General features: G+C 64.9%; 22 protein-coding genes. 13 read left to right on the top strand and 9 right to left on the bottom strand.

Annotation, left to right across the window (positions count from 1 at the left end; translation table 11 throughout):
- Window positions 1-13: 13 nt before the first annotated feature.
- From HGB41_RS03700 to HGB41_RS03690, 3 genes are read left to right on the top strand one after another with little or no spacing between them, the layout of a single operon-like run.
- A complete protein-coding gene (locus HGB41_RS03700) occupies window positions 14-1,609 on the top strand; it encodes an FAD-binding oxidoreductase (RefSeq protein ID WP_171081158.1) in 1,596 nt (531 codons plus the stop codon).
- Window positions 1,606-3,168, top strand: coding sequence for a glycerol-3-phosphate dehydrogenase/oxidase (locus HGB41_RS03695; protein WP_171081156.1), 1,563 nt, complete (start codon window positions 1,606-1,608; stop codon window positions 3,166-3,168). Before HGB41_RS03700 ends, HGB41_RS03695 begins: the two co-directional genes overlap by 4 nt.
- Window positions 3,161-4,723: an FGGY-family carbohydrate kinase gene (locus tag HGB41_RS03690; RefSeq protein ID WP_171081155.1), complete on the top strand. Its 1,563-nt coding sequence runs from the start codon at window positions 3,161-3,163 to the stop codon at window positions 4,721-4,723. The genes HGB41_RS03695 and HGB41_RS03690 overlap by 8 nt, the downstream gene beginning before the upstream one ends.
- A gap of 22 nt (window positions 4,724-4,745) precedes the next feature.
- Here the strand turns inward: HGB41_RS03690 and HGB41_RS23370 are convergent, their stop codons facing one another.
- From HGB41_RS23370 to HGB41_RS03675, 3 genes are all read right to left on the bottom strand, one after another.
- Window positions 4,746-5,906 carry a response regulator gene (locus tag HGB41_RS23370; protein WP_171081955.1) on the bottom strand — a complete coding sequence of 387 codons (1,161 nt, stop codon included), beginning with the start codon at window positions 5,904-5,906 and terminating at the stop codon, window positions 4,746-4,748.
- A gap of 174 nt (window positions 5,907-6,080) precedes the next feature.
- The gene (locus tag HGB41_RS03680) at window positions 6,081-7,274 is read right to left on the bottom strand and encodes an aminotransferase-like domain-containing protein (protein ID WP_171081153.1); all 1,194 of its coding nucleotides are present in this window, start codon (window positions 7,272-7,274) and stop codon (window positions 6,081-6,083) included.
- A gap of 148 nt (window positions 7,275-7,422) precedes the next feature.
- Window positions 7,423-7,884: a RidA family protein gene (locus HGB41_RS03675; protein WP_171081151.1), complete on the bottom strand. Its 462-nt coding sequence runs from the start codon at window positions 7,882-7,884 to the stop codon at window positions 7,423-7,425.
- Window positions 7,885-8,107: 223 nt separating this feature from the next.
- On the opposite strand from HGB41_RS03675, the gene htpG reads away from it, so the two are divergent.
- Window positions 8,108-10,027 (top strand): molecular chaperone HtpG, encoded by a 1,920-nt coding sequence (gene htpG / locus HGB41_RS03670; protein WP_171081149.1) that lies wholly within the window; start codon window positions 8,108-8,110, stop codon window positions 10,025-10,027.
- 60 nt (window positions 10,028-10,087) lie between these two features.
- On the opposite strand, the gene HGB41_RS03665 is transcribed toward htpG, so the two are convergent.
- The 4 genes from HGB41_RS03665 to HGB41_RS03650 all read right to left on the bottom strand — a co-directional run bounded on the left by HGB41_RS03665 (window position 10,088) and on the right by HGB41_RS03650 (window position 12,779).
- A complete protein-coding gene (locus HGB41_RS03665; RefSeq protein WP_171081147.1) occupies window positions 10,088-10,486 on the bottom strand; it encodes a GFA family protein in 399 nt (132 codons plus the stop codon).
- Window positions 10,483-11,019 (bottom strand): GNAT family N-acetyltransferase, encoded by a 537-nt coding sequence (locus tag HGB41_RS03660; RefSeq protein WP_171081146.1) that lies wholly within the window; start codon window positions 11,017-11,019, stop codon window positions 10,483-10,485. The genes HGB41_RS03665 and HGB41_RS03660 overlap by 4 nt, the downstream gene beginning before the upstream one ends.
- A 4-nt stretch (window positions 11,020-11,023) precedes the next feature.
- Window positions 11,024-11,569, bottom strand: coding sequence for an RBBP9/YdeN family alpha/beta hydrolase (locus HGB41_RS03655; RefSeq protein ID WP_171081144.1), 546 nt, complete (start codon window positions 11,567-11,569; stop codon window positions 11,024-11,026).
- A 76-nt stretch (window positions 11,570-11,645) separates the two neighbouring features.
- Entirely contained in the window at window positions 11,646-12,779 is a 1,134-nt protein-coding gene (locus tag HGB41_RS03650) for an acyltransferase family protein (protein WP_171081142.1), read from the bottom strand.
- A gap of 201 nt (window positions 12,780-12,980) precedes the next feature.
- Between HGB41_RS03650 and HGB41_RS03645 the strand changes: the two genes are divergently transcribed.
- Window positions 12,981-13,181, top strand: a complete 201-nt coding sequence (locus HGB41_RS03645) for a hypothetical protein (RefSeq protein WP_171081140.1) — start codon at window positions 12,981-12,983, stop codon at window positions 13,179-13,181.
- A gap of 84 nt (window positions 13,182-13,265) precedes the next feature.
- Here the strand turns inward: HGB41_RS03645 and kynA are convergent, their stop codons facing one another.
- Both kynA and kynU read right to left on the bottom strand, forming a co-directional pair.
- Window positions 13,266-14,156, bottom strand: a complete 891-nt coding sequence (gene kynA, locus HGB41_RS03640; protein ID WP_171081139.1) for a tryptophan 2,3-dioxygenase — start codon at window positions 14,154-14,156, stop codon at window positions 13,266-13,268.
- A 9-nt stretch (window positions 14,157-14,165) separates the two neighbouring features.
- Window positions 14,166-15,434 (bottom strand): kynureninase, encoded by a 1,269-nt coding sequence (gene kynU, locus HGB41_RS03635; RefSeq protein ID WP_171081136.1) that lies wholly within the window; start codon window positions 15,432-15,434, stop codon window positions 14,166-14,168.
- Window positions 15,435-16,073: 639 nt separating this feature from the next.
- Between kynU and flhD the strand changes: the two genes are divergently transcribed.
- From flhD to cheA, 8 genes are all read left to right on the top strand, one after another.
- Window positions 16,074-16,391: a flagellar transcriptional regulator FlhD gene (flhD, locus tag HGB41_RS03630; RefSeq protein ID WP_171081135.1), complete on the top strand. Its 318-nt coding sequence runs from the start codon at window positions 16,074-16,076 to the stop codon at window positions 16,389-16,391.
- A gap of 60 nt (window positions 16,392-16,451) precedes the next feature.
- A complete protein-coding gene (flhC, locus tag HGB41_RS03625; RefSeq protein WP_171081132.1) occupies window positions 16,452-17,045 on the top strand; it encodes a flagellar transcriptional regulator FlhC in 594 nt (197 codons plus the stop codon).
- Window positions 17,046-17,150: 105 nt separating this feature from the next.
- Entirely contained in the window at window positions 17,151-17,894 is a 744-nt protein-coding gene (locus HGB41_RS03620; protein WP_171081129.1) for a class I SAM-dependent methyltransferase, read from the top strand.
- 139 nt (window positions 17,895-18,033) lie between these two features.
- Window positions 18,034-18,888, top strand: a complete 855-nt coding sequence (gene motA / locus HGB41_RS03615; protein ID WP_171081127.1) for a flagellar motor stator protein MotA — start codon at window positions 18,034-18,036, stop codon at window positions 18,886-18,888.
- A gap of 47 nt (window positions 18,889-18,935) precedes the next feature.
- A complete protein-coding gene (gene motB / locus HGB41_RS03610; protein ID WP_171081126.1) occupies window positions 18,936-19,880 on the top strand; it encodes a flagellar motor protein MotB in 945 nt (314 codons plus the stop codon).
- Window positions 19,881-19,898: 18 nt separating this feature from the next.
- Complete coding sequence (locus HGB41_RS03605; protein WP_171081124.1) at window positions 19,899-20,447, top strand: chemotaxis protein; 549 nt, start codon at window positions 19,899-19,901, stop codon at window positions 20,445-20,447.
- A gap of 59 nt (window positions 20,448-20,506) precedes the next feature.
- On the top strand, window positions 20,507-20,872 hold the full coding sequence (locus tag HGB41_RS03600; protein WP_171081122.1) for a response regulator: 366 nt from the start codon (window positions 20,507-20,509) through the stop codon (window positions 20,870-20,872).
- 36 nt (window positions 20,873-20,908) lie between these two features.
- On the top strand, window positions 20,909-23,074 hold the full coding sequence (gene cheA / locus HGB41_RS03595) for a chemotaxis protein CheA (RefSeq protein ID WP_171081120.1): 2,166 nt from the start codon (window positions 20,909-20,911) through the stop codon (window positions 23,072-23,074).
- The last annotated feature ends 18 nt before the right edge of the window (window positions 23,075-23,092 follow it).

Below are 23,092 nucleotides of genomic sequence, written 5' to 3'. Positions count from 1 at the left end.
AGGGGAAAACACGATGCGGCGGTGGAATGGCTGGGGTGACGATACGATCGATATGCCGCTGGGTGCGGGGGCGCAGGCCTTCCTTGCCGGGCGCCTGGGCCAGGGGACGCGCCCGCAGGACGCCAGCTTCGAGGAAGCATGCGCGCGGCTCGCGCCGGGCCGCCTGGCCCCGCATCCGCTGGTCGACGCCAGTCCCGGTGCACGCCTGCTGCACGCGCTCGGCCAGAGCCTGCCCGACTGGCTGCGCCTGCGCCACGGTCGCATCGATGCGGCGCCCGACGGCGTTGCCTATCCCGAATCTGCCGAACAGGTGCGCGAGCTGCTGGCCTTCGCGAAAGAGCAGGGCGCCGACGTGATTCCCTACGGCGGCGGCACCAGCGTCGCGGGCCACCTCGGCGTGCATCAGACCTCGCGCCCGACATTGAGCCTCGACATGCGCCGCATGCGCGCGCTGGTCTGGCTCGACCGCGAATCCCAGCTGGCGACCTTCGGCGCCGGCGTGACCGGTCCCGACCTCGAAGCCCAGCTGCGCGCGCACGGCTACACGCTCGGCCACTTCCCGCAATCCTTCGAATACTCGACCCTGGGCGGCTGGATCGTGACGCGTTCCTCGGGCCAGCAGTCGCTGCGCTACGGGCGCATCGAGCAGCTGTTTGCCGGCGGACGGGTCGAGACGCCGGGCGGCACGCTCGCCATCCCGACCTTTCCGGCGTCAAGCGCCGGCATCGACCTGCGCGAGATGGTGCTCGGTTCCGAAGGGCGGCTCGGCATCGTCACCGAGGCCACGGTGCGCGTCAGCCGCCTGCCCGGACATGAAGCGTTCCACGCGGTGTTCTTCCCGGACTGGGAACGCGCCCTGGCTGCCGTGCGCGAACTGGCGCAGGCGCGGCTGCCGCTGTCGATGCTGCGCCTGTCGAATGCCATCGAGACCACCACCATGCTGACGCTGGCCGGGCATGCGCGGCTGGTGCGCTTGCTTGGAGGCTGGCTGGCGCTGCGCGGCTGCGGCGAGGGCAAGTGCATGCTGATGATCGGCGCCAGCGGCGCCAAGGCCCAGGCGGTGCCGGCCCTGCGCGCGGCCCTCGGCATCGCGCGCCGCTACCGTGGCGTGCATGCGGGCCGCGGCCTGGGCGAACGCTGGCGCCGCAACCGCTACCGCAGCGTCTACCTGCGCAATGCAGCATGGGCGCAGGGCTATGCGATCGACACGGTGGAGACGGCGGTGGACTGGCCGCGCGTGACGCAAGCCATGGAAGGCATCGAAGGCGCCGCCAGGGGTGCGCTCGAAGCCATGGGCGAGAAGGTGCACGCCTACACCCATTTGTCGCACCTGTATCCTCAGGGCGCGAGCGTGTATTCGACCTTCGTGTTCCGCCTGGCCGGGAACTACGAGGCCGACCTGGCGCGCTGGCGCCGGCTCAAGGACAGCGTGTCGACGGCGATCGTCGCGGCGGGCGGCACCATCAGCCACCAGCATGGCGTTGGTGTCGACCACGCCCCTTGGCTGGCGGCGGAAAAAGGGGAAATGGGGCTGGGTGCGATGGGCGCGCTGTTCCGTCACTTCGACCCGGACGGGCGCATGAATCCCGGCAAGCTGGTCGCGCCATGAAGCACGAAGACTACGACCTGCTGGTCATCGGCGGCGGCATCACCGGCGCCGGCGTCCTGCTCGAAGCCGCGCGGCGCGGCTTGAAGGCGCTGCTAGTCGAGCAGCGCGACTTCGCCTGGGGCACCTCGAGCCGCTCATCGAAGCTGGTGCACGGCGGGCTGCGCTACCTCGCCGAAGGACGCCTGCGACTGACGCGCGAATCCGTCCGCGAACGCGAAGCGCTGCTGCGCGATGCGCCGGGCCTGGTCGAGCCGCAGGGTTTTGCCTTTGCCGACTACGGCGCGAGCCGGCGCAAGCGCCGCAGTTTCCTGGCCGGTCTCGCCATCTACGACCTCATGGCCGGGCGGCGTGAGCAACACTGGCTCGACGCCGAGGACTTCGCCATGCTGGCGCCGAACATCGAGCGTGCAGGACTCGCGGGCGGCATCCGCTATACGGACGCGAAGACCGACGACGCGCGGCTGGTGCTGCGCGTGCTGGACGAGGCGCGCAGCCATGGCGCCCAAGCGCGCAACTATGTCGCTGTCGAGGCCTTGCAGCGTGCCGGTGGACGGGTGACGGGCGCGCTGCTGCGCGATGCACGTACCGGCGACCTGGGTGAAGTCAGTGCACGGGTCGTGGTCAACGCCACCGGCGCCTGGGCCTGCGGCATCGCGGGGCAGGGCAATGCGCCGCGCCTGCGTCCGCTGCGCGGCAGCCACCTGGTGCTGCCTGCCTGGCGGCTGCCGCTGGCGCAAGCGGTCAGCCTGATGCATCCGCTCGACGGCCGGCCGGTGTTCGCTTTTCCCTGGGAAGGCGTGACCCTGGTCGGCACCACGGATGTCGACCACGGCGACGGCCTGGCGCTCGAAGCCCGCATCACGCGCGGCGAGTTCGATTACCTGATGGCTGCGCTGCGCGCGCAGTTCCCGCAACTGGATTTGCAGGAAGGGGACGTGCTGGCAACCTATGCGGGCGTGCGCCCGGTGCTCGACAGCGGCCTTGGTGTGGCGCCCTCGAAGGAAGCGCGCGAACACCTGGTCTGGGACGAACCGGGCCTGGTGGCCGTCACCGGCGGCAAGCTGACCACCTTCCGCGCCATCGCACTCGATACATTAGGCCACGTCGCACGGCAGCTGGCGGATTGGCATGCCGACCTTGCGCCGCAGCCGGTGTTCTCACGGCAGCCAATACCGCTAGGGCCGCGTGGTACGCCGACCGGGCTGTTGCAGCGCCTCGCCGGCCGCCATGGCGGCCACGCGCAGGCCGTCGTCGATGCGGCGCAGGCGGGCGAGCTGGAGATCATTCCCGGCACGCTCACGCCCTGGGCCGAACTGCGCTGGGCCGCGCGCAGCGAAGCGGTCCACCGGCTGGAAGACCTGCTGCTGCGCCGCACCCGCCTGGGTCTCCAGCTACGCGCGGGCGCTAGCGCGCTGCTGCCCCGCATCCGCGCCGTTTGCCAGCCGGAGCTCGGCTGGGACGACGCATGCTGGGAGGCCGAGCAGGCCGCCTACCTCGCGTTGTGGCAGGCGCATTACGGCATCCCGAACCCCCAAAAGAATGAGCCACACCATGCTTGACCCCTTGATCCTCGCCATCGACAACGGCACCCAGAGCGTGCGCGCGCTGCTGTTCGACCTGAAGGGCGATATCGTCGCCAGGTCGCAGGTGCAGCTGCTGGACTATACGAGCGCGCATCCCGGCTGGGCCGAGCATGACCCGGAAGGCTTCTGGCAGGCGTTGTGCCAGGCCTGCAGCCAGCTGTGGACCCAGCCCGGCGCCGACCGCGCCCGCATCGCCGGCGTGGCCGTCACCACCCAGCGCGGCACCGTCATCAATGTCGACGTCGATGGCAAGCCGCTGCGCCCCGCCATCACCTGGCTCGACCAGCGCCGCACCGAGGACGTGCCGCCCATCGGGCCCCTGTGGCGCACGGCCTTCAGGCTGGCGCGGGTGAGCGGCACCATCGATTATTTCCGGGGCGAAGCCGAGATCAACTGGATCCGCGCGCACCAGCCCGACATCTGGCAAGCCACCCACAAATTCCTGCTGCTGTCGGGTTACCTGAATTACCGCCTGTGCGGGCGCTATGCCGACTCGTCCGGCTCGCAGGTGGCGTATGTGCCCTTCGACTACCGCCGTCGGAAGTGGGCCGGAAAGCGGGACTGGAAATGGCAGGCGCTGGCGGTGGAGCCGCGCATGCTGCCCGAGCTGTTCGAGCCTGGCACCCGGCTGGGCCGGATCAGCGCAGCGGCGGCGCTGGACACCGGCATTCCCGAGGGCTTGCCGCTGCTGGCCGCCGCCGCCGACAAGGCCTGCGAAGTCATCGGGGCCGGCTGCAGCGCCGCGCAGGTGGGCTGCCTGAGCTACGGCACCACCGCCACGATCAATACCACGACGAAGCGCTATGTCGAGGTGACGCCCTTCGTGCCGCCGTACCCGGCTGCCATCCCGGGCGCCTACAGCCTTGAGGTGCAGGTGTTCCGCGGCTACTGGATGGTCAGCTGGTTCAAGGAACAGTTCGGCCACCACGAGCAGTCGCGCGCGCTGCTGGAAGACGTGGCGCCCGAGCGCCTGTTCGACGAGCTGGCCAATGCGGTGCCCCCGGGTTCGATGGGACTGATGCTGCAGCCTTACTGGACGCCGGGCATCCGCGTGCCGGGCCGCGAGGCCAAGGGCGCCATCATCGGTTTTGGCGACGTGCACACCCGAGCCCACGTCTACCGCGCGATCCTGGAGGGGCTGGCGTATGCACTGCGCGAAGGGAAGGAGCGCATCGAGCGCCGCGGCGGCACCCGCATTACCGAATTGCGTGTTTCCGGCGGCGGCTCGCAGAGCGATGCGGCGATGCAGCTTACGGCCGACATTTTCGGCCTGCCGACTTCGCGCCCGCACGTGTATGAAACCTCGGGCCTGGGCGCGGCGATCGATGCGGCGGTGGGACTGGGGCTGTACCCGGACTTTACATCGGCGATCGCTGCGATGACGCGGGTAGGGAGGGTGTTCGAACCGGTCGCGGCCAACCATGCGGTCTATGACCGGCTGTACCGCGAGGTCTACCTGAAGATGTACCGGCGACTGCAGCCGATGTACCGCGACATCGCGCGGATTACCGGGTATCCGAAGCAGGTTTGATGCAGCGTTTAGCTAGTGCAGGTCATTTGAGGAGAATTTGTAGCGTGGGCGGCTTCGCCGCCCACGCGGAGATAGCAGGCGTTTGTATAGCGGCACAGGCAGAATCACCGCGATTGACCGCGTGGGCGGGAGACCCGCCCACCCTACAATAACAACAGTCCGTTGACTGACCTGAATGCGCTTGCAGGCACTGGTCGCCGGCGGCGTGGCCGAGCATGTCGTTGTACAGCTTGAAGTGGTCGACGTCGATCACCAGCAGCGACAGCGGTTTGGCATTGCGCATCGCGCGCTGCCACTCGCGCTCGAGGCAGGCGTCGAAGTGGCGCCGGTTGGCGATCCCGGTCAGCGGGTCGGCCAGCGCGGCGCGCTGCAGCGCATTGGCCGTCTGCTTGTGGTCGGTAATGTCATGCAGCATGGCGACCCAGAGCTGCTCGCCGGTGGCGATTGGCGACAGGATTGGCGACAGGTTCAGGTCCATCGCGAGGAAGCTGCCGTCGGGCTGGCGCAGCAGCACTTCGCGCGTGCCGCGGCAGCGTTCCGGCATGCCGTCATCGATGCCGCCGAACCAGGCGGCAACCTCGATGGCGGCAGGTTCGGCCAACAGCTCCGCCAGCGGGCGGCCGGCCAGTTCGCGGTCGCTATAGCCCAGGCAGCGCTCGCTGGCCGGGTTGGCATACTGGATGCGGCCATCCTGGCCAAGCAGCATCAGGCCCTCGTCCATGCCCTCGACGATCATGCGCAGGCGCTGGACCTGCTGGGTACGGGACTGGTTGGCGGAGCGGATCTGCAGTTGGGCGCGGACCCGGGCGCAGACTTCGGGCAGGCGCAGGGGCTTGGCGATGTAGTCGGCCGCGCCGCGGTCGAAACCGGCGACGATGTCGTCGGTAGCGGAGCAGGCGCTGACGAAAATGACCGGAATGTCGGCGGTGCCCGGCTGGTTCTTCAGCCGGCTGCAGGTCTCCAGGCCATCGAGGCCAGGCAGCATCACGTCGAGGAGGATCAGGTCGGGCTGGATGCGCCCGGCAAGGTCGAGCGCGCGTTCGCCGGAGGTGGCGACGAAGGTCCGGTAACCCTGGCCGCGCAATATATCCTGCAGCAGCCCAAGGCTGACAGGTGTATCGTCGACGATCAGGATCGCAGCCTGGCGCGAGGGCGCAGGTATTGCGAAGGCAGGATGATTCATGAGGGTCAAGGCCGGCTCAACTGATGGAGATCATACCCACATCACCTTCGCCTGCGGCAACTACCGTTTCCCTCGGCAACATCCCTGTTGCGGTGCTGCAACTTGAAGTTGACTCCCGGCAAGTACCTGCCGGTTGTCCTGCGGGCGGCCTGGGCGCGCCCGCAGGGGTGCTTCTTAGAGCATGTCCGCGATCAGCTTGCCGAGGACGGCGATGCCTTCACGGATACGTTCCGGCGGCACCGTGACAAACGACAGGCGCAGCGTGTTGCTGGCCGGGTCGTTGGCATAGAAGGGCGCACCCGGCACGAAGGCCACGCGTGCGGCCAGCGACTGGTCCAGCAGTTTCATGGCGTCGATGCCCTTCGGCAGGGTCACCCAGATGAACATGCCGCCTTCCGGCTTGGTCCAGGTCACGCTGCTTGGGAAGTGTTCGGTCATCGCATCGAGCATGACCTGGCACTGGTCGCCATACAGCTTGCGGATGGTCGGGATGTGCTGGTCGAGGAAGCCGTCCTTGACCACTTCGTGCACGACCATTTGCGTGAGCTGGGCGGTGTGCAGGTCGGCCGCCTGCTTGGCCAGCTCGAGGCGGCGAACCAGCGGCAGCGGGGCACAGACATAGCCCAGCCGGATGCCCGGGGTCAGCACCTTCGAGAACGAACCCATGTAGATCACGCCATCCGGGTTCATCGCGACCATCTTCGGCATCGGCTCGCCTTTATAGCTCAGGGCGCCATACGGATCGTCTTCGATCAGCGGGATGCCGAAGCGGGCGCAGGTCTCGACCAGCTCGTGGCGGCGCTCGAGCGACAGCGAACGGCCGGTCGGGTTCTGGAAGTTCGGCAGCGAGTACAGCATGCGCGCGCCGTCGGCCACGGCGGCGATCGACGACGGCACCAGGCCGTGGTCATCGGTGTCGACCGATTTGAATTCCGGACGGTAGACCGAGAAGGCCTGCAGCGCGCCGAGGTAGCTCGGGGTCTCGACCAGCACGCGGCTGCCTTCGTCGACCAGGACCTTGCCGAGCAGGTCGAGCGCCTGCTGCGAGCCCGAGGTCATCAGGATCTGTTCCGGCAGGATGCGCGAGCCTTCCGTAGAGAGCGAGTTGGCGATCCATTCCCGCAGCGGCGCATAGCCATCGGTCGGGCCGTACTGCAGCGCGACCTTGCCGGCTTCGCTCAGCACCTTGTCGTAAGCGGCTTTCATGCGCTCGACCGGGAAGGTGGCTGGCGACGGCAGGCCGCCGGCGAAGGAGATGATCTCCGGACGCTGGGTGATTTTCAGGATTTCGCGGATGAACGAGCTTTGCAGCTGCTGCGCGCGCTCCGAAAATTGCCACTGGATGGGATTTGGATTCTCGATTTTCATACTGTTCTCACTGACAGGAAGGGACCGCACGGTAGTGCCGGGCCATTATAAAGCACGCCGGGTAGGCGGCTTCGGAAAGGGCAGGGCTGGATAAGCCCCACCCACCACCGATAGGTTTAAACAAATGTTATATTTGCCTAAACAAATGTTATGCGACTTCGACGATCATTTCGATTTCGACGCAGGTGCCGCGCGGCAGCGAAGCCACGCCGAAGGCCGAGCGCGCGTGCTTGCCGGCATCGCCGAACACTTCGCCGATCAGTTCCGAGCAGCCGTTGGTGACCAGGTGCTGTTCGTTGTATTCCGGGGTCGAGGCAACCAGGCTCATGACCTTGACGATGCGCTTGACGCGCGACAGGTCGCCGCCGACGGCTTCCTGCAAGGTGCCCATCAGGTCGATCGCGACCGAGCGCGCGGCGGCCTGGCCATCCGCGGTGGTCTTGTCGCGGCCCAGGATGCCGGCGTTCGGCGAGCCGTCCGCGTTCTTGGCGATATGGCCCGAGATGAACACGAGATTACCTGTCTGCACGTACATGACGTAGGCGGCGGCCGGGGTGGCCGGTGCGGCCAGGGTGATGTTCAGTTCTTTGAGTTTGTCGTAGACGGACATGGTTTTAATGGATGCGGTGAATGAAGCCGATATTGTACGTCCAGCCAGCCGCACCCGGCACGTTTACTGGCAGCGCTGGGCCTGCCAGGGGAGGGCTTGGCCGCAGTTGCCCTGCTGGGTTAAAATAATTGCAACATTGCCTTTGTAAAACAGGCCTTGAAATCGCTTTCGCCATCCCTATATGGCTGCAATCCGTTTAACCTGAACCACCACGAGGAACAACATGGCTATCGCCGAAAAAGAAACCCTTGGCTTCCAAGCAGAAGTAAAACAGCTGCTGCAACTGATGATCCACTCCTTGTATTCGAACAAGGAGATTTTCCTGCGCGAACTGATCTCGAACGCATCCGACGCGGCCGACAAGCTGCGCTTCGAAGCGATCAATAACGATGCCCTGTACGGCAACGACCACGAGCTCAAGATCAAGGTCTCGTTCGACAAGGACGCGCGCACCATCACGATTTCGGACAACGGCATCGGCATGAGCCGCGACGAGGTCATCTCGCACCTTGGCACCATCGCCAAGTCGGGCACCAAGGAATTCTTCAGCAAGCTCTCGGGTGACCAGCAGCAGGACGCGGCCCTGATCGGCCAGTTCGGCGTGGGCTTTTACTCGGGCTTCATCGTGGCCGACAAGATCATCGTCAACACCCGCCGCGCCGGCGCGTTCGCCTCGGAAGGCGTGCGCTGGGAGTCGACCGGCGAAGGCGACTACAGCATCGAGTCGATCGAAAAGCCGGGCCGCGGCACCGACGTGATCCTGCACCTGCGCGCCGGCGAAGAAGAGCTGCTGTCGTCGTGGAAGCTCAAGGGGATCATCCGCAAGTATTCGGACCACATCTCGCTGCCGATCGTGATGCAGAAGGAAGAGTGGGACGAAGAGCAGAAGCAGACCGTGCTGAAAGACGAGGTCGAGACCGTCAACCAGGCCAGCGCGCTGTGGGCCCGTAACCGTGCCGACGTCACCGAAGAACAGTACAACGAGTTCTACAAGCACGTCTCGCACGACTTCCAGGAACCGCTGACCTATACCCACAACCGGGTCGAAGGCCGCAGCGAATACACCCAGCTGCTGTTCGTGCCGAGCCACGCGCCGTTCGACCTGTGGGACCGCAACAAGCGTGCCGGCATCAAGCTGTACGTCAAGCGCGTCTTCATCATGGACGATGCCGACCAGCTGATGCCGACCTACCTGCGCTTCATTAAAGGCGTGATCGATTCGAGCGATTTGCCGCTGAACGTCTCGCGCGAGATCCTGCAGGAGTCGCGCGACGTGAAGGTGATTCGCGAAGGCTCGACCAAGCGCGTGCTGGGCATGCTGGAAGAAATGGCGAACGCCGACGAGCAGGCCGGCAAGGACAAATACACCACCTTCTGGAAAGAGTTCGGCCAGGTGCTGAAAGAAGGCATCGGCGAGGACGCGACCAACAAGGACCGCATCGCCAAGCTGCTGCGCTTCGCATCGACCTCGAACGACTCGAGCGAGCAGGCCGTGTCGTTCGCGGACTACATCGCCCGCATGAAGGAAGGCCAGGACAAGATTTATTACGTCACCGCCGACAGCTTCAACGCCGCGAAGAACAGCCCGCACCTGGAGATCTTCCGCAAGAAGGGCGTCGAAGTGCTGCTCATGACCGACCGCGTCGACGAGTGGATGCTGTCCTTCCTGACCGAATTCGAAGGCAAGGAGCTGGTGTCGGTGGCCAAGGGCGGCCTGGACCTCGGTTCGCTGGAAGACGAGGCCGAGAAGAAGGAACATGCCGAGACCGAAGAAGGCTACAAGGAGCTGGTCGAGAAGATGAAGGGCGCCCTGGGCGACAAGGCCAAGGACGTGCGCGTCACCTTCCGCCTGACCGACTCGCCTGCCTGCCTGGTCGCCGACGAGAACGAACTGTCGGGTAACCTGCTGCGCATGCTGAAGGCGGCCGGACAGGATGCGCCGGAGTCGAAGCCCATCCTCGAGATCAACCCGAACCACCCGCTGGTGACGCGCCTGAAGTACGAGGATGCGGCGGGCACGCGCTTCGCCGACTGGTCGCACATCCTGTTCGACCAGGCGATGCTGGCCGAGGGCGGCAGCCTGAGCGATCCGGCCTCGTTCGTGAAGCGCCTGAACGAGATGCTGCTGGCAACGACGGCATAAAGCTGCGTCTGAGCCGCACACGGAACCGGGGCCTGCGCCCCGGTTTTTTTTCGTCCCGGCTCAGAGGTGGTGCACCTCTGCCGGCGGCGTGACCCAGTTATCGTTGCGGCCGTCGAGATAACGTACCGGCGCCGCGGCCAGTTCCTCGGGCGTGGCGTCGTCCAGGCAGGCCAGCACCACCGCGTGGAAGGGCCCCAGCGCCGGGGACTCGCCGGTCGAGAAGGTATTGATGCCGCAGCGGCCGCAAAAATAGTGGGCATCGCGGCGCGTGGCGTAGCGGTATTCGCGCAGCGCGTCCGCACCCCGCACCAGCCGGAAAGTACTGGATGGCACCTGCACCGCCCAGAACCGCATCTTGGTGCAGATGGTGCAGTTGCACTTGATCGTACCCCGGCCGAGATCGATGTCGGCCTCGAACTGCACGCTTTTGCAATGGCAGCTGCCGTGGTAGGTCTTCATATCGACCCCGCCAAGCTGCCGATAAAGCCTGCATGGCTTACCTCGTACCTCGATACCGCCTGCGCATCCCACGTTTCTTCACCCTGGTAACGCATGCCAAGCCGCTCCATCACGCGCGCCGAATCGACATTGCCAGGATCGCAGATCGCGACCAGCAGCGGCGCCCGCAGCTCGTCGAACGCGAACGCCGCCATGCGCCGCGCGGCTTCGGCCGCATAGCCGCGCCCCCAGCGGTCGGGGCGCAGGCGCCATCCGATTTCATGCGCGTTGGCTGGAATGTGCCCGAGGTGCTGGATGCAGCCGGCGCCTACCAGCTCGCCCGAATCCTGCTCGATGAAGCTCCACCACGAATAGCCGAAGGTTTGCCAGCGTCCCTGCACGCGCTCGATCATGGCCCGGGTTTCTTCGGGTGAATCAGGCTTGCCGCCGATGAAGCGCACCACCGCGGGATCGGCGTTCAGCACGCGCAGGCCGGCGTAGTGGTCGGGGCAAGTCGGTTCGAGGCGCAGGCGCGCGGTATGCAAGACGGTCATCGGATTACTGTCCGATCTCGTCGCAGAACTCCTGCAGCAGGCGCTCGCCCTCGGGCCAGGCGCCGTGGCCGGATTCGGTGTTCACGTGGCCGGCGTCGCCGATGTCCACCAGCCGGCTGCCCCAGCTCGATGCCAGGGCCTGCGCACGCCCGGGGGTGATATACGGGTCGTTGGCGCTGGCCAGCACGATGCTGGGGAAGGGCAGGGCTGCCTGCGGAATCGGGGCAAAGCCGTTGGCCGGCACGGGGTAGGTGAGAGCTTCGACATCGCTCGGTGCGACCAGGAAGGCGCCGGCCACTTTCAACGGCGAGCCGCTCTGCGCCCAGTGCGCCACCAGCATGCAGCCGAGGCTGTGCGCCACCAGGATGGGTGCGCCCTGGCAGGCGGCGATGGCAGCGTCCAGCTCGGCCACCCATTCGTCACGGCCAGGGCAGTTCCAGTCCCGGTGCGACGCTTTGGTCCAGTTGGGGTAATGCCCCTGCCATTGGGTTTGCCAGTGCCCGGGATCGGAATTCCACAGGCCCGATACGATCAGTACGTCGCACTTCATTACGCCTCCGCCCTTGGTAAAAGATCAAGGTCGATTGTACGTCGAAAAACAGCGCGCGGCATCGGCCGCCGGTGATTCAGCCGCGGGGCTCGCGCACTGCGGCCGATGCCAGGGGAGGGCTGCGGCCTGCACCGAGCAGGCGGCCGAACAGGGCGCGGTAGAGGTGGGGCCGGCGTTCGGTCACCGCGCCCAGCGCCACCGTGACGACGACGATGGCGACCCCCAGCCCCAGTATGTCCACGCTTGACCGCGGGTCATGCGGGTAAAGTGCAAGCCACAGGGCGATCACCAGCGAATGCGACAGGTACAGGGTAAAGGTGTGCGAGGCCGCCAGGCGCCATGCCTGGGCATGGCGCACCAGCGCCGAGAACTGCGCATCGCGCGCGCAGGCGAAATTGGCCAGCACGATGGCGCACACGACATAGTCGGCCAGGAAGCGGTCGGCGCTGCCCAGCGGCAGGGAGTCGAACGGCCACCAGGCCGTTCCCGCCGCGCGCAGGGCAGTTTCGGCGTCGGTGCCGACATACAGGCCGAATACCAGCAAGGTGGCAAGCCAGCCGAGGCGCGCGGCCCTCGGGGCCAGCAGCGGCGCGCGGTAATGGCGGTAGAGCCAGGCGCCGCTCAGCCATACCGGCAGCAGCAGCCACATCTTGTAACCCATGATGGCCAGGACCAGCGCGATAGCCACCTTGCGGCGCGTGCCGCGCAGGTAGCAGGCAAGCCCGAACAGCAGGTAGTACCAGGCTTCGTAGCCCAGCGACCAGTAGGGAATCATCAAGGGTGGAACTTCGGTCAACTGCCAGTGCTGGCCGAGGAACAGCAGGTGGAAGGGCAGGTAGACGTACAGCTTGTCGAGCACATAGCCCGCGTTTCCTACAGACCCGGTCCAGGCGCGCAGCGCGGCGGCGCAGGCAAGCGCCAGGAACAGCACCGGCAGCACCACCGAATACACGCGCGACAGGCGCGCGACGGCGTAGTCGCGTGCGGACGGGCGGCGTTGCGCAGTGCTGGCAGCGATCACATACCCCGACAGCACGAAGAAGACGATCACGGCTTCGCGTCCCAGGTAGGGCAGGAAGCTCCAGGCGTCGTCGGGGATGATCGCGTTGTACCGGAAATGCGCGAGGACGACCGCGACCGCGGCCAGCAGCCGGGTCAAGTCGAGGTAGAGCGAGAAAGGCCGGTCGAGCGAATCTTGTAAGGAAGACATTGTTTCTGTAAATCATGACAACAGGGGCGATCATACACCCGGCCGGAGGCCGGATGTCAAGCGATGCTCTACAGGCTGGATTTCACAGGCTCGCCAGTCTACCCGTTGTGCATTTACATGCTCACCATGGGTGCCTATACTAGTTGTAGAGCCGAAATAATTCCACCAGGCTCTTTTCCGAAACTATCAACAGGATCAGCAATGAAAAAAATCGTTCTTGCCCTCGCCGTCGCTGCTTTCGCTACCGCGGCCATGGCAGCTCCGGCCAAGCCGAAATGCAGTGGTGTTTGCCCACCGATCGTTGAGCAGGTTGAGCAGGCCGAGCCAGCTTTGCCGGAAGAAGTCGAGCCGATGTGGGCGGAAGAAGTCGAAGCGGACCCGTTCCTGGTCGTCGGTGACTGAAGCGGGACCGGGCTGGCTGCCAGCCTCGTAAAAAAAGCCTCTGCATGAGGCTTTTTTTACGGCTGTGCGGTCGAGCGTCTCTGCTCAGAGTGCAGTGCGCAGCGCGAACAGTTCCGGGAACAGCACCACGTCGAGCATCTTGCGCAGGTAGCTGGCGCCCGAGGTGCCGCCGGTGCCCGTCTTGAAACCGATGATGCGCTCGACCGTGGTCACGTGGCGGAAGCGCCAGAAGCGGAAGGCGGTTTCCAGGTCGACCAGCTTCTCGGCCAGCTCGTACAGCGCCCAGTGGCGCTCGGTGTCCTGGTAGACGCCCAGCCAGGCCGCCTTGACGCTGTCGTCCGGCTCGGTCGGCCGGGTCCAGTCGCGCGCCAGGCGCTCCGGCGCCACCGCGAAGCCGCTGCGCGCCAGCAGCATCACCGCCTCGTCGTAGACCGAGGGCGTGTGCAGTTCGCGATCGAGGATGGCATGCGCTTCCGGGAATTTCTCGTGTACGCCGACCAATGTTGCGTTCTTGTTCCCGAGGATGAATTCCAGCTGGCGGTACTGGAAGGACTGGAAGCCGGACGAGGCGCCTAGGTAAGGGCGGATCGCGGTGTATTCGGGCGGCGTCATGGTCGCCAGCACGTCCCACGCATGCACCAGCTGGTCCATGATGCGTGCCACCCGCGCCAGCATCTTGAAGGCCGGCTGCAGCTTATTCTCGCGCAGGTTCTGGCGCACCGCCTGCATCTCGTGCAGCATCAGCTTGATCCACAGTTCGCTGGTCTGGTGCTGGATGATGAACAGCATCTCGTTGTGGTTCGGCGAGAGCGGGTGCTGGGCCGACAGGATCTGGTCCAGGCCCAGGTAGTCGCCATAGCTCATCGACTCCTTGAAGTCCAGCTTGGCGCCATGCCATTCGGCGCTTTTGCCGGCATTGTCATCATTACCGGCAGCCATCGGGCAGCCCGGGCGGGTGTTCGCTTGCTCGTTCATGGGCTCTCCTTAAGTCACTGCGCCGCGCTCGAGGGCGACGTCGTAGGCTTTGCTGTCGAGGATGTCCTTCAGGATCGCCACCGCATCCCACACGTCGGCAAAGCGCGTGTACAGCGGCGTGAAGCCGAAGCGCATGATCTCCGGCTCGCGGTAGTCGCCGATCACGCCGCGCTCGATCAGGGCCTGCATCACCGCATAGCCGTGCGGGTGGGTGAAGCTGGCCTGGCTGCCGCGGCGCGCGTGCTCGCGCGGCGTGACCAGCCCGAGCGGGTGACCGGCGCAGGTGGCTTCCACAAGCTCGATGAACAAGTCGGTCAGTGCCAGCGATTTTTCGCGGATCGCCGCCATCGAGGTTTCTTCGAATACTTCGAGCCCGCATTCGACCAGGGCCAGCGAGACCACCGGCTGGGTGCCGCACAGGGCCCGGCCGATGCCGTCGCAAGGCGAGAAGCCGTGCGACATGGCGAAGGGCTTCGCATGGCTCCACCAGCCGGTGAGCGGATGGGCGAAGCGTTCCTGGTGGCGCCGGGGCACCCAGATGAAGGCCGGCGCGCCGGGGCCGCCGTTCAGGTATTTATAGGTGCAGCCGACCGCGAAGTCGGCTTGCGCCGCATGCAGGTCGAGCGGCACCGCGCCGGCCGAGTGGGCCAGGTCCCAGACCGCCAGCGCGCCTTGTGCGTGCGCATGGCGGGTCAGTAGCGCCATGTCGTGCTGGTAGCCGGTGCGATAGTTGACGTGGGTGAGCATCAGCACGGCGCAGTCTTCGTCCACGGCGCCCGGCAGCTCCTCGATGGAGTCGACCAGTCGCACCCGGTAGCCGCGCTCGAGCCACTGGGCCAGGCCTTCGGCCATATAGATATCGGTCGGGAAGTTGCTGCGCTCGGTGACGATCGTGCGACGCTCCCGGCCCGGGCCATTCGCCTGCAGGTGCAGCGCGGCGGCCAGCGCCTTGAACAGGTTGAGCGAGGTGGTGTCGGTGACGGCGACTTCGCCCGCCAAGGCGCCGATCAGCGGCGCCAGGCGGTTGCCGAGGCGCTTGGGCATGTCGAACCAGCCGGCCGTGTTCCAGCTTTTGATGAGGTCATTGCCCCATTCGCGGGTCACGACGTCCTGCACGCGCTGCAAGGCGGCCTTCGGGCGGGCGCCGAGCGAGTTCCCGTCGAGGTAGATGACGCCGGGCGGCAGGTCGAAGCGCTCGCGCAGGGCGCGCAGCGGGTCGGCTTTGTCGCGCGCGACGCAGGCGTCGCGGGTGACGGGGAGGGAAGAAGCGATCGTCATGCAGGTTCTTTCAATGATGGTTCACGCAAAACCCCCCGCAGAACGCCGGCGAAAGCACTGCGTTTGCGGACGGTTGAGGCCTGAAGCTTTGTGAGCCCCGCAGTGTAGCAAGTTCCGGCTGCCGCCGTCCCGCATTGTTGACTCAACGATAAGGTTTTTCGGGCCAATGAAATTATTTGAAAATTTTTTCGAGAGAACCCTAAAGTTCCCGAAAGCCCAGCCGTTACCCCTACCAGAAGCGCGGTAAAGGGTCTTGATAAAATATTTTCGAAAAACCCTAAAGTTCCTGCCAGCCGCTCCGTTAAAGAGATACCGGTGCAGTTTTGGGCTTTCGGAAAAATATTTTGCGAAAACCCTAAAGTTCCCGGAAAGCTTGACGTAAATCGTAGCAAGCGCACGACAGACCCACAGTCAGGCGCACGCAATCCAAGCCGAGTCCCGGCACCTCACCAGCCCTGTTTTCATAGGGGCGCCAGAGCGATCCAGCAGGGTTTGTCAGACAAACTCCTACGGGTCCTGTCCGTCATTATCGGACGCAAAATACAGACTTCGTCCAATTCCTCAAAAGTTGCTCCACAGTCAAAATCTATCTCATCGGCAACACGCAAGTCGCCGACACAACGGATACCGGAGATAGAAATGACGATGAACGACATGATGGCTGAAATTCGCGACGCAAACCTGAGCTACCTGATGCTTGCGCAGCAGATGATCCGTGCTGATAAAGTCACCGCCATCTTCCGTCTCGGCGTCTCGGCCGACATCGCCGACCTGATCGAAGGCATGAGCAATGCCCAGATCCTGAAGCTCGCCGGCGGCAACATGATGCTGGCCCGCTTCCGCTTCGACGACACCGCCATCCTGTCGATGCTGACCAGCCACACCAAGGACCGCAGCCTGGCCCAGTCGCACGCCGCCATCCTGATGGCCGGCCAGCCTGCTGAAGAGATCGTATAATTCCCGCTCATGCGGTCCCGCCGGGGCCGCAATGCAAGCAACACGTAGGTGGGAGCAGCAATGAGCAAGAAAAGCGTCGTATCCGAAGCGCAGGAAATCGGGCTCGCCATCGAGCTGATCAACCTGGGCGCGCGCCTCCAGCTGCTCGAAACCGAAGTCTCGCTCTCGCGCGAGCGCCTGCTCAAGCTCTACAAGGAACTCAAGGGTGTCTCCCCGCCCAAGGGCATGCTGCCGTTTTCCACGGACTGGTTCCTGACCTGGCAGCCCAACATCCATTCCTCGCTGTTCATCAATATCCATAACTTCCTGGTCGAACATGCCGGCGCAACCGGTATCCAGGCAGTGATGAAGGCCTACAAGCTCTATCTCGAACAAATGCCGCCTGAACCGGGCGAAGAGCCGCTGCTCTCGCTCACCCGCGCCTGGACGCTGGTGCGCTTCTTCCAGAGCGGCATGCTGGTGCTGGCCCCGTGCGGCAAGTGCCAGGGCAAGTTCATCGTCAACGCCCTCGACCTCAACTCGGACTACCTGTGCGGCCTGTGCCACATGCCTTCGCGCGCCGGCAAGACGCGCAAGGCGAAGGATGCGAAAGACGCGCAGGACGCGCAGGACGCGGCCGATGCTGCTGCAAGCCAGGCTTCGGAGGGGTTATAGGGTGGGCAGCTTCCCTGTCCACGCGGTCAACTACCGGGTGAGTCGAGGCCGAGCGGCTATTCACAAGCTGGCTGACCGCGTGGGCGGGAGACCCGCCCACCCTACGTGAAACCCGCCGTATCGGCTCTGTTACTGCAGATCGCCGCATTTCCCCTGACGCTCGCATCGGTCTGGCTCCTTGCCAGCGCCGGCTTGCCGATGTCCTACCTCATCGTCGCCATCGTGCAAGGCGCCATCGCCGCGGGTCTCACCTGGTGGCGCGGCCTGGCCAGCTGGTGGCGCGTCATCCAGCTGCTGTTCCCGCTGGCCCTGTTCGGTGCGGCCCAGCTGGCGATTCCGCCGCTCGCCTTCCTCGCCGTCTTCCTGTTCCTGCTACTGCTGTACTGGTCCACCTACCGCACCCAGGTGCCGTACTACCCGTCCAACCGCGCGGTCTGGGATGCGGTCGCCGGCCTGCTGCCCCCGGCAGGAACGGTGCGCGTGATCGACATCGGCAGTGGACTCGGCGGCTTCGTGCTCAACGTGCAGGAGCGCCGTCCCGGTATCGAGGCGCTAGGCATCGAGCTGGCGCCGCTGCCCTGGTTCATCAGCCGGATGCGCGCGTGGCTGGCCGGCAGCGGGGCGCATTTCATGCGTGGCGATTACGGGGACCTCGATTTCGCCCGCTTCGATATCGTCTTCGCCTACCTGTCGCCGGCCGCCATGCCGGCGCTGTGGCGCAAGGCCGCGCGCGAGATGCAGCCCGGGTCAATCTTGGTCAGTTACGAATTCGGCATTGACGATCGTTTACCGAACCGTACCGTCTATCCCACAGAGGGCGGCCCGGCCCTCCATATCTGGCACTTTTAGGCGACAAACCAGGCCTTTTTGCTTGCCCGCAGGCCGTTCTCCCGCTAGAGTGGTTCCCTGCATCAACTTTGCTTGAAATCACTTTTTTTGTTTGGCTAGCCGAGGAGCGATTTCCCGGCATTTCTGGAGCGGGAATCCCTTGTTAGTCATTATCGGTTACGTCATCGTCTGCGCCTGCGTCTTCGGCGGCTTCGCCCTGGCCGGCGGCCACCTCGCATCGCTGTGGCAGCCGATCGAGCTCCTGATGATCGGCGGCGCCGCGGTCGGCGCCTTCTTCGTCGGTAATACCATCAAGACCGTCAAGGCGACCGCCAAGGCTTTTCCATCCATCTTCAAGGGTTCCCAGTACACGCGCGAGATGTACATGGAGCTGATGGCGCTGCAGTTCGACGTGCTGTCGAAAGTGCGCAAGGAAGGCCTGATGTCGATCGAAGGCGACATCGAGGCGCCCGAGGCTTCGCCGCTGTTCTCGAAATACCCGGCCGTGCTGGCCGACCACCACATCATCGAATTCATGACCGACTACCTGCGCCTGATGGTGTCGGGGAACATGGATGCGATGCAGATTGAAAACCTGATGGACAACGAGATCGAGACCCACCATCACGAAGGCGCGATTCCGGCCCACGTGATCGCCAAGGTCGGCGACGGCCTGCCGGCCTTCGGTATCGTCGCCGCGGTGATGGGCGTGGTGCACACGATGGAATCGGTGGGCCTGCCGCCGGCCGAGTTGGGGATCCTGATCGCGAAAGCGCTGGTCGGTACCTTCCTTGGCATCCTGCTGGCCTACGCGTTCGTGAGCCCGCTGGGGAACATCCTCGAACAGAAGCTGGAAGAATCGACCAAGATGTTCCAGTGCGTGAAGGTCACGCTGCTGGCGAGCCTGAACGGCTATGCGCCGGCGCTGGCCGTCGAATTCGGCCGCAAGGTGCTGTACTCGACCGAGCGCCCGACCTTCGCCGAGCTCGAAGAACACATCAAGAAGAAGAAGTAAGCCAGCGATGCCTGTTCAATCCATTTTCTTGAAGACGGGAGCGCGCCATGGCCGATGAAGGCATGCGCCCCATCGTCGTCAAGCGCATCAAGAAGGTCGCCGCCGGCCACCATGGCGGCGCCTGGAAGATCGCCTATGCCGACTTCGTGACCGCGATGATGGCCTTCTTCCTGCTCATGTGGTTGCTCGGCTCGACCGCCAAGGGCGACCTGAACGGCATTGCCGAATACTTCGCGACGCCGCTGAAGGTGGCGATGGCGGGCGGCTCCGGTTCGGGCGACTCCTCGTCCGTGATCAAGGGCGGCGGCACCGACCTGACCCGCCGCAACGGCCAGGTGAAGAAAGGCGACATCGACCCGAGCTCGAAGACCTATAACCTGGAAGCGGCCAAGGCCCAAGTGGCCAAGGCCGAAGCCGACCGCCTGCAGTCGCTCAAGTCCAAGATCGAGTCGGTCATCGAAGTCAATCCACTGCTCAAGAAGTACAAGAACCAGATGCTGCTGGATATCACCAGCGAAGGCCTGCGCATCCAGATCGTGGACGAGCAGAACCGCCCGATGTTCGCGCTGGCCCGGGCCGAGGTGCAGCCTTATACTCGCGAGATCCTGAATGTGATCGGCATGGTCCTCAACGAAGTGCCGAACAAGATCGGCCTGTCGGGGCATACCGATTCGACGCCGTATGTGAGCGACGCCGGCTACAGCAACTGGGAACTGTCGGCCGACCGCGCCAACGCCTCCCGCCGCGAGCTGGTGCGCGGCGGGCTGTCGGACGACAAGGTGTTGCGCGTGGTGGGCCTGGCCGCGGCCGCCCACCTCGACCGCGCCGACCCGTTCAACCCGGTCAACCGCCGCATCAGCATCATCGTGATGAACAAGCGCACCGAGGAGGCCGTCCAGCGCGACAACGCCAGCATCGAAGTGCCCGCGCAGCAACCCCAGGCGGCAGCGGAAGCGGCACTCGCCGCCGCCGGCGCGCCGGTGAAGAACTAGCCGGCCAGGAAAATGACCATGACAAGAAAAAAGATACTCGGATCGCATGTGAAGCGCCTGCTCTCGGGCGTGGCCGTGCACGGCCGCCGCCACCTGACCGAGGTCGAGACCGACCTGCTGCAGACCGAACTGCTGCTGGAAGAAGCCATCGACAAGCTGACCAGCAGCTTCATGGCGATCCACTCCGCCGTCGGCACGCGCCAGGAAGCGATCAACCGCCTGCTGGCGGGCGGTACGCCGAGCGCGGAAGACAGCGCCCACCTGGCGGATATGTCGGGCGAGATCGGCCAGCACGTGAATACGGCAATCACCAGCATGCAGTTCCAGGACATGACCAGCCAGCTGATCGACCGCACGCTGCGCCGCGTGGCCGGACTGCGGGAATTCCTCGGCACGCTGAGCGAACATGGGGCGGACATCGCCCCGGAAACGGACAGCGAAGAAATCGTCGAGCGCCTGGGCAAGGTCAGCATGGCGCTGGCGATCCAGTCGCTCGAGCTGCGCAGCATGCTGCGCAAGTCGGTCGAACAGCAGCATCTCGAAAGCGGGGACATCGAACTCTTCTGAGTTTGGTGGCCACAATACCTATAACCGGATGTCCGGACTTAAAACAGCAGGAGCAAAATATGGCAAAAACGATTCTCGCGGTCGACGATTCCAGTTCGCTGCGCCAGATGGTGGCGTTCAGTCTCAAGGCCGCTGGCTATAACGTGGTGGAAGCCGTCGACGGCCAGGATGGCCTCGACAAGGCGAAGCTGCAAAGCGTCGACCTGGTCCTGACCGACCAGAACATGCCGCGCATGGACGGCCTGTCGCTGATCAAGACCCTGCGCACCTTGCCGAACTACGCCAAGACCCCGATCCTGATGCTGACCACGGAATCGTCCGACGAGATGAAGGCCAAGGGCCGCGCCGCCGGCGCCAATGGCTGGCTGGTCAAGCCCTTCGATCCGCAGCGTTTAATTGAAGTAGTGAAAAAAGTCATTGGCTAAGGCGATGACGCAGCAGGCTATTCAAGGGATTGCAACATGACGATCGACATCAGCCAGTTTTACCAGGTCTTTTTCGACGAGGCAGAAGAGCTGCTCGCCGAGATGGAGCGGCTGCTGCTAGGCGTCGATGTCGCAACGCCCGACCCGGAAGACCTGAACGCGATCTTCCGCACCGCCCACTCGGTGAAGGGCGGGGCATCGACCTTCGGCTTGAGCGACATGAGCGAAGTCACGCACGTGCTCGAGTCGCTGCTGGACCGCATCCGCAAGGGCGAGATGGCGCTGACCTCGAACCACGTGGACGCCTTCCTGGCGGCCAAGGACAGCCTCAAGATGCAGCTCGACGGCCACCGCCACGGCGCCACCGTCGACCACGAAGCCGTCGCCAACGTGCGCATGGTGCTGCACGACCTTGCCGAGGGCCTGGTGCCGCAGGCCCCTAGCGTGGTGCCGTCCTATCTCACCCTGGATGCCAAGACCCATCATCCGACCGAAGGTGCGCACCGCTACAAGATCGAGCTGCCGCCGGTCGAGCAGCGCGACATCTGCGCCCTGGTCGATGAACTGGGCCTGATGGGCCGCGCCAAGGTTACGCCGCTGGACGGCGGGCGCAGCGCGATCATTATCACTACCCACGAAAGCCTGGACGACGTCATCGCGATCTGCTCCTTCGTGCTGAACCCCGAAGACCTGAAGATCTTCGAGGCGCCGGCCCTCACGCCGGAGCAGCGCGCGCTGGAGGCGGCGGAACGCAAGCGCATCGAGAACGACCAGGGCTACGGCTTCTTCGACTTCGACGACGATACCTCGAACAAGGTCGAGGACGACCTGTCCGACGACGAGCGCGGCTACGGTTTCTTCCAGCCGATCGAACAGATCCGCGCGCAAGCCGGCATCACCAGCGAGGCGCCGCAGCAGGCGGTAGCAGTGCAACGCCCGGACCCGATCGAAATCTCGGAAACGGCCGCCGAACTGGCGCTTGAAAAAAAAGCGGCCCGCAAGGATCCGGGCGCAGAATCGTCTTCAATCCGCGTCTCGGTCGAGAAGGTCGACCAGCTGATCAACCTGATCGGCGAGCTGGTGATCACCAATGCCATGCTCGAACAGCGCAGTGGCAACCTGGACCCGATGGCAAACGAGCGCCTGCTCAATTCCATCAGCCAGCTGGGACGCAACACGCGCGAGCTGCAGGAAGCCGTGATGTCGATCCGCATGATGCCGATGGACTTCGTGTTCTCGCGCTTCCCGCGCATGGTGCGCGACCTGGCCTCGAAGCTCGGCAAGAAGGTCGACTTCATTACCAACGGTGCGGCGACGGAACTGGACAAGGGCCTGATCGAACGCATCGTCGACCCGCTGACCCACCTGGTGCGCAACAGCATCGACCATGGCATCGAGATGCCGGCCGCGCGCGCCGCGGCCGGCAAGTCGGAGGCAGGGCGTTTGTTCCTGTCGGCCGGCCACCAGGGCGGCAACATCGTCATCGAGGTGGCGGACGACGGCGGGGGGCTGAACCGCGAGCGCATCCTGGCCAAGGCGGCTGAAAACGGGCTGGCGGTGTCCGACAACATGAGCGATTCGGATGTCTGGCAGCTGATCTTCGCGCCCGGCTTCTCGACCGCCGAGCAGGTGACCGACGTCTCCGGCCGCGGTGTCGGCATGGACGTCGTCAAGCGCAACATCATGGCAATGGGCGGCACGGTCGACATCCGTTCGGCGCGCGGCTTCGGCACCACGATCTCGATCTCGCTGCCGCTGACGCTGGCGATCCTGGACGGCATGTCGATCCGCAGCGGCGACGAGGTCTATATCCTGCCCCTCTCCTTCGTGGTCGAATCGCTGCAGCCGCAGCCGGAAGACATCCGCGAGATCGCCGGCCGCGGCAGCGTGCTGAAAGTACGTGGCGAATACCTGCCCCTGATCCCGTTGTACCAGATGTTCGAGATCAGCCCGCGCATCACCGACCCGTCCGAAGGCATCGTCGTCATCCTCGAGACCGAGGGCAAGAAGGCGGCGCTGTTCGTCGACGAACTGGTGGGCCAGCAGCAGGTGGTGGTGAAAAACCTGGAAGCGAATTACCGCAAGGTGGCCGGCATTTCCGGCGCCACCATCCTGGGCGACGGCGGTGTCGCCCTGATCCTGGATGTGGCAGCACTGGTGCGTTCGTCGCGCCAGCTGGTCGATGGCGCCGCCATCCTATAATCATTTACACCTAGAGGA

The organism is Telluria aromaticivorans, assembly GCF_013003915.1.
Taxonomy (GTDB): Bacteria; Pseudomonadota; Gammaproteobacteria; order Burkholderiales; family Burkholderiaceae_D; genus Telluria; species Telluria aromaticivorans.
The sequence above is the reverse complement of the archived record's forward strand: the minus strand, read 5'-3'. Positions and strand labels throughout refer to the sequence as shown.

Coding starts and splice junctions, on each gene's coding strand:
- HGB41_RS03700 (WP_171081158.1), top strand. CDS start 14: ATGCGGCGGTGGAATGGCTGGGGTGACGATACGATCGATATGCCGCTG.
- HGB41_RS03695 (WP_171081156.1), top strand. CDS start 1,606: ATGAAGCACGAAGACTACGACCTGCTGGTCATCGGCGGCGGCATCACC.
- HGB41_RS03690 (WP_171081155.1), top strand. CDS start 3,161: ATGCTTGACCCCTTGATCCTCGCCATCGACAACGGCACCCAGAGCGTG.
- HGB41_RS23370 (WP_171081955.1), bottom strand. CDS start 5,906: ATGAATCATCCTGCCTTCGCAATACCTGCGCCCTCGCGCCAGGCTGCG.
- HGB41_RS03680 (WP_171081153.1), bottom strand. CDS start 7,274: ATGAAAATCGAGAATCCAAATCCCATCCAGTGGCAATTTTCGGAGCGC.
- HGB41_RS03675 (WP_171081151.1), bottom strand. CDS start 7,884: ATGTCCGTCTACGACAAACTCAAAGAACTGAACATCACCCTGGCCGCA.
- htpG (WP_171081149.1), top strand. CDS start 8,108: ATGGCTATCGCCGAAAAAGAAACCCTTGGCTTCCAAGCAGAAGTAAAA.
- HGB41_RS03665 (WP_171081147.1), bottom strand. CDS start 10,486: ATGAAGACCTACCACGGCAGCTGCCATTGCAAAAGCGTGCAGTTCGAG.
- HGB41_RS03660 (WP_171081146.1), bottom strand. CDS start 11,019: ATGACCGTCTTGCATACCGCGCGCCTGCGCCTCGAACCGACTTGCCCC.
- HGB41_RS03655 (WP_171081144.1), bottom strand. CDS start 11,569: ATGAAGTGCGACGTACTGATCGTATCGGGCCTGTGGAATTCCGATCCC.
- HGB41_RS03650 (WP_171081142.1), bottom strand. CDS start 12,779: ATGTCTTCCTTACAAGATTCGCTCGACCGGCCTTTCTCGCTCTACCTC.
- HGB41_RS03645 (WP_171081140.1), top strand. CDS start 12,981: ATGAAAAAAATCGTTCTTGCCCTCGCCGTCGCTGCTTTCGCTACCGCG.
- kynA (WP_171081139.1), bottom strand. CDS start 14,156: ATGAACGAGCAAGCGAACACCCGCCCGGGCTGCCCGATGGCTGCCGGT.
- kynU (WP_171081136.1), bottom strand. CDS start 15,434: ATGACGATCGCTTCTTCCCTCCCCGTCACCCGCGACGCCTGCGTCGCG.
- flhD (WP_171081135.1), top strand. CDS start 16,074: ATGACGATGAACGACATGATGGCTGAAATTCGCGACGCAAACCTGAGC.
- flhC (WP_171081132.1), top strand. CDS start 16,452: ATGAGCAAGAAAAGCGTCGTATCCGAAGCGCAGGAAATCGGGCTCGCC.
- motB (WP_171081126.1), top strand. CDS start 18,936: ATGGCCGATGAAGGCATGCGCCCCATCGTCGTCAAGCGCATCAAGAAG.
- HGB41_RS03605 (WP_171081124.1), top strand. CDS start 19,899: ATGACAAGAAAAAAGATACTCGGATCGCATGTGAAGCGCCTGCTCTCG.
- HGB41_RS03600 (WP_171081122.1), top strand. CDS start 20,507: ATGGCAAAAACGATTCTCGCGGTCGACGATTCCAGTTCGCTGCGCCAG.
- cheA (WP_171081120.1), top strand. CDS start 20,909: ATGACGATCGACATCAGCCAGTTTTACCAGGTCTTTTTCGACGAGGCA.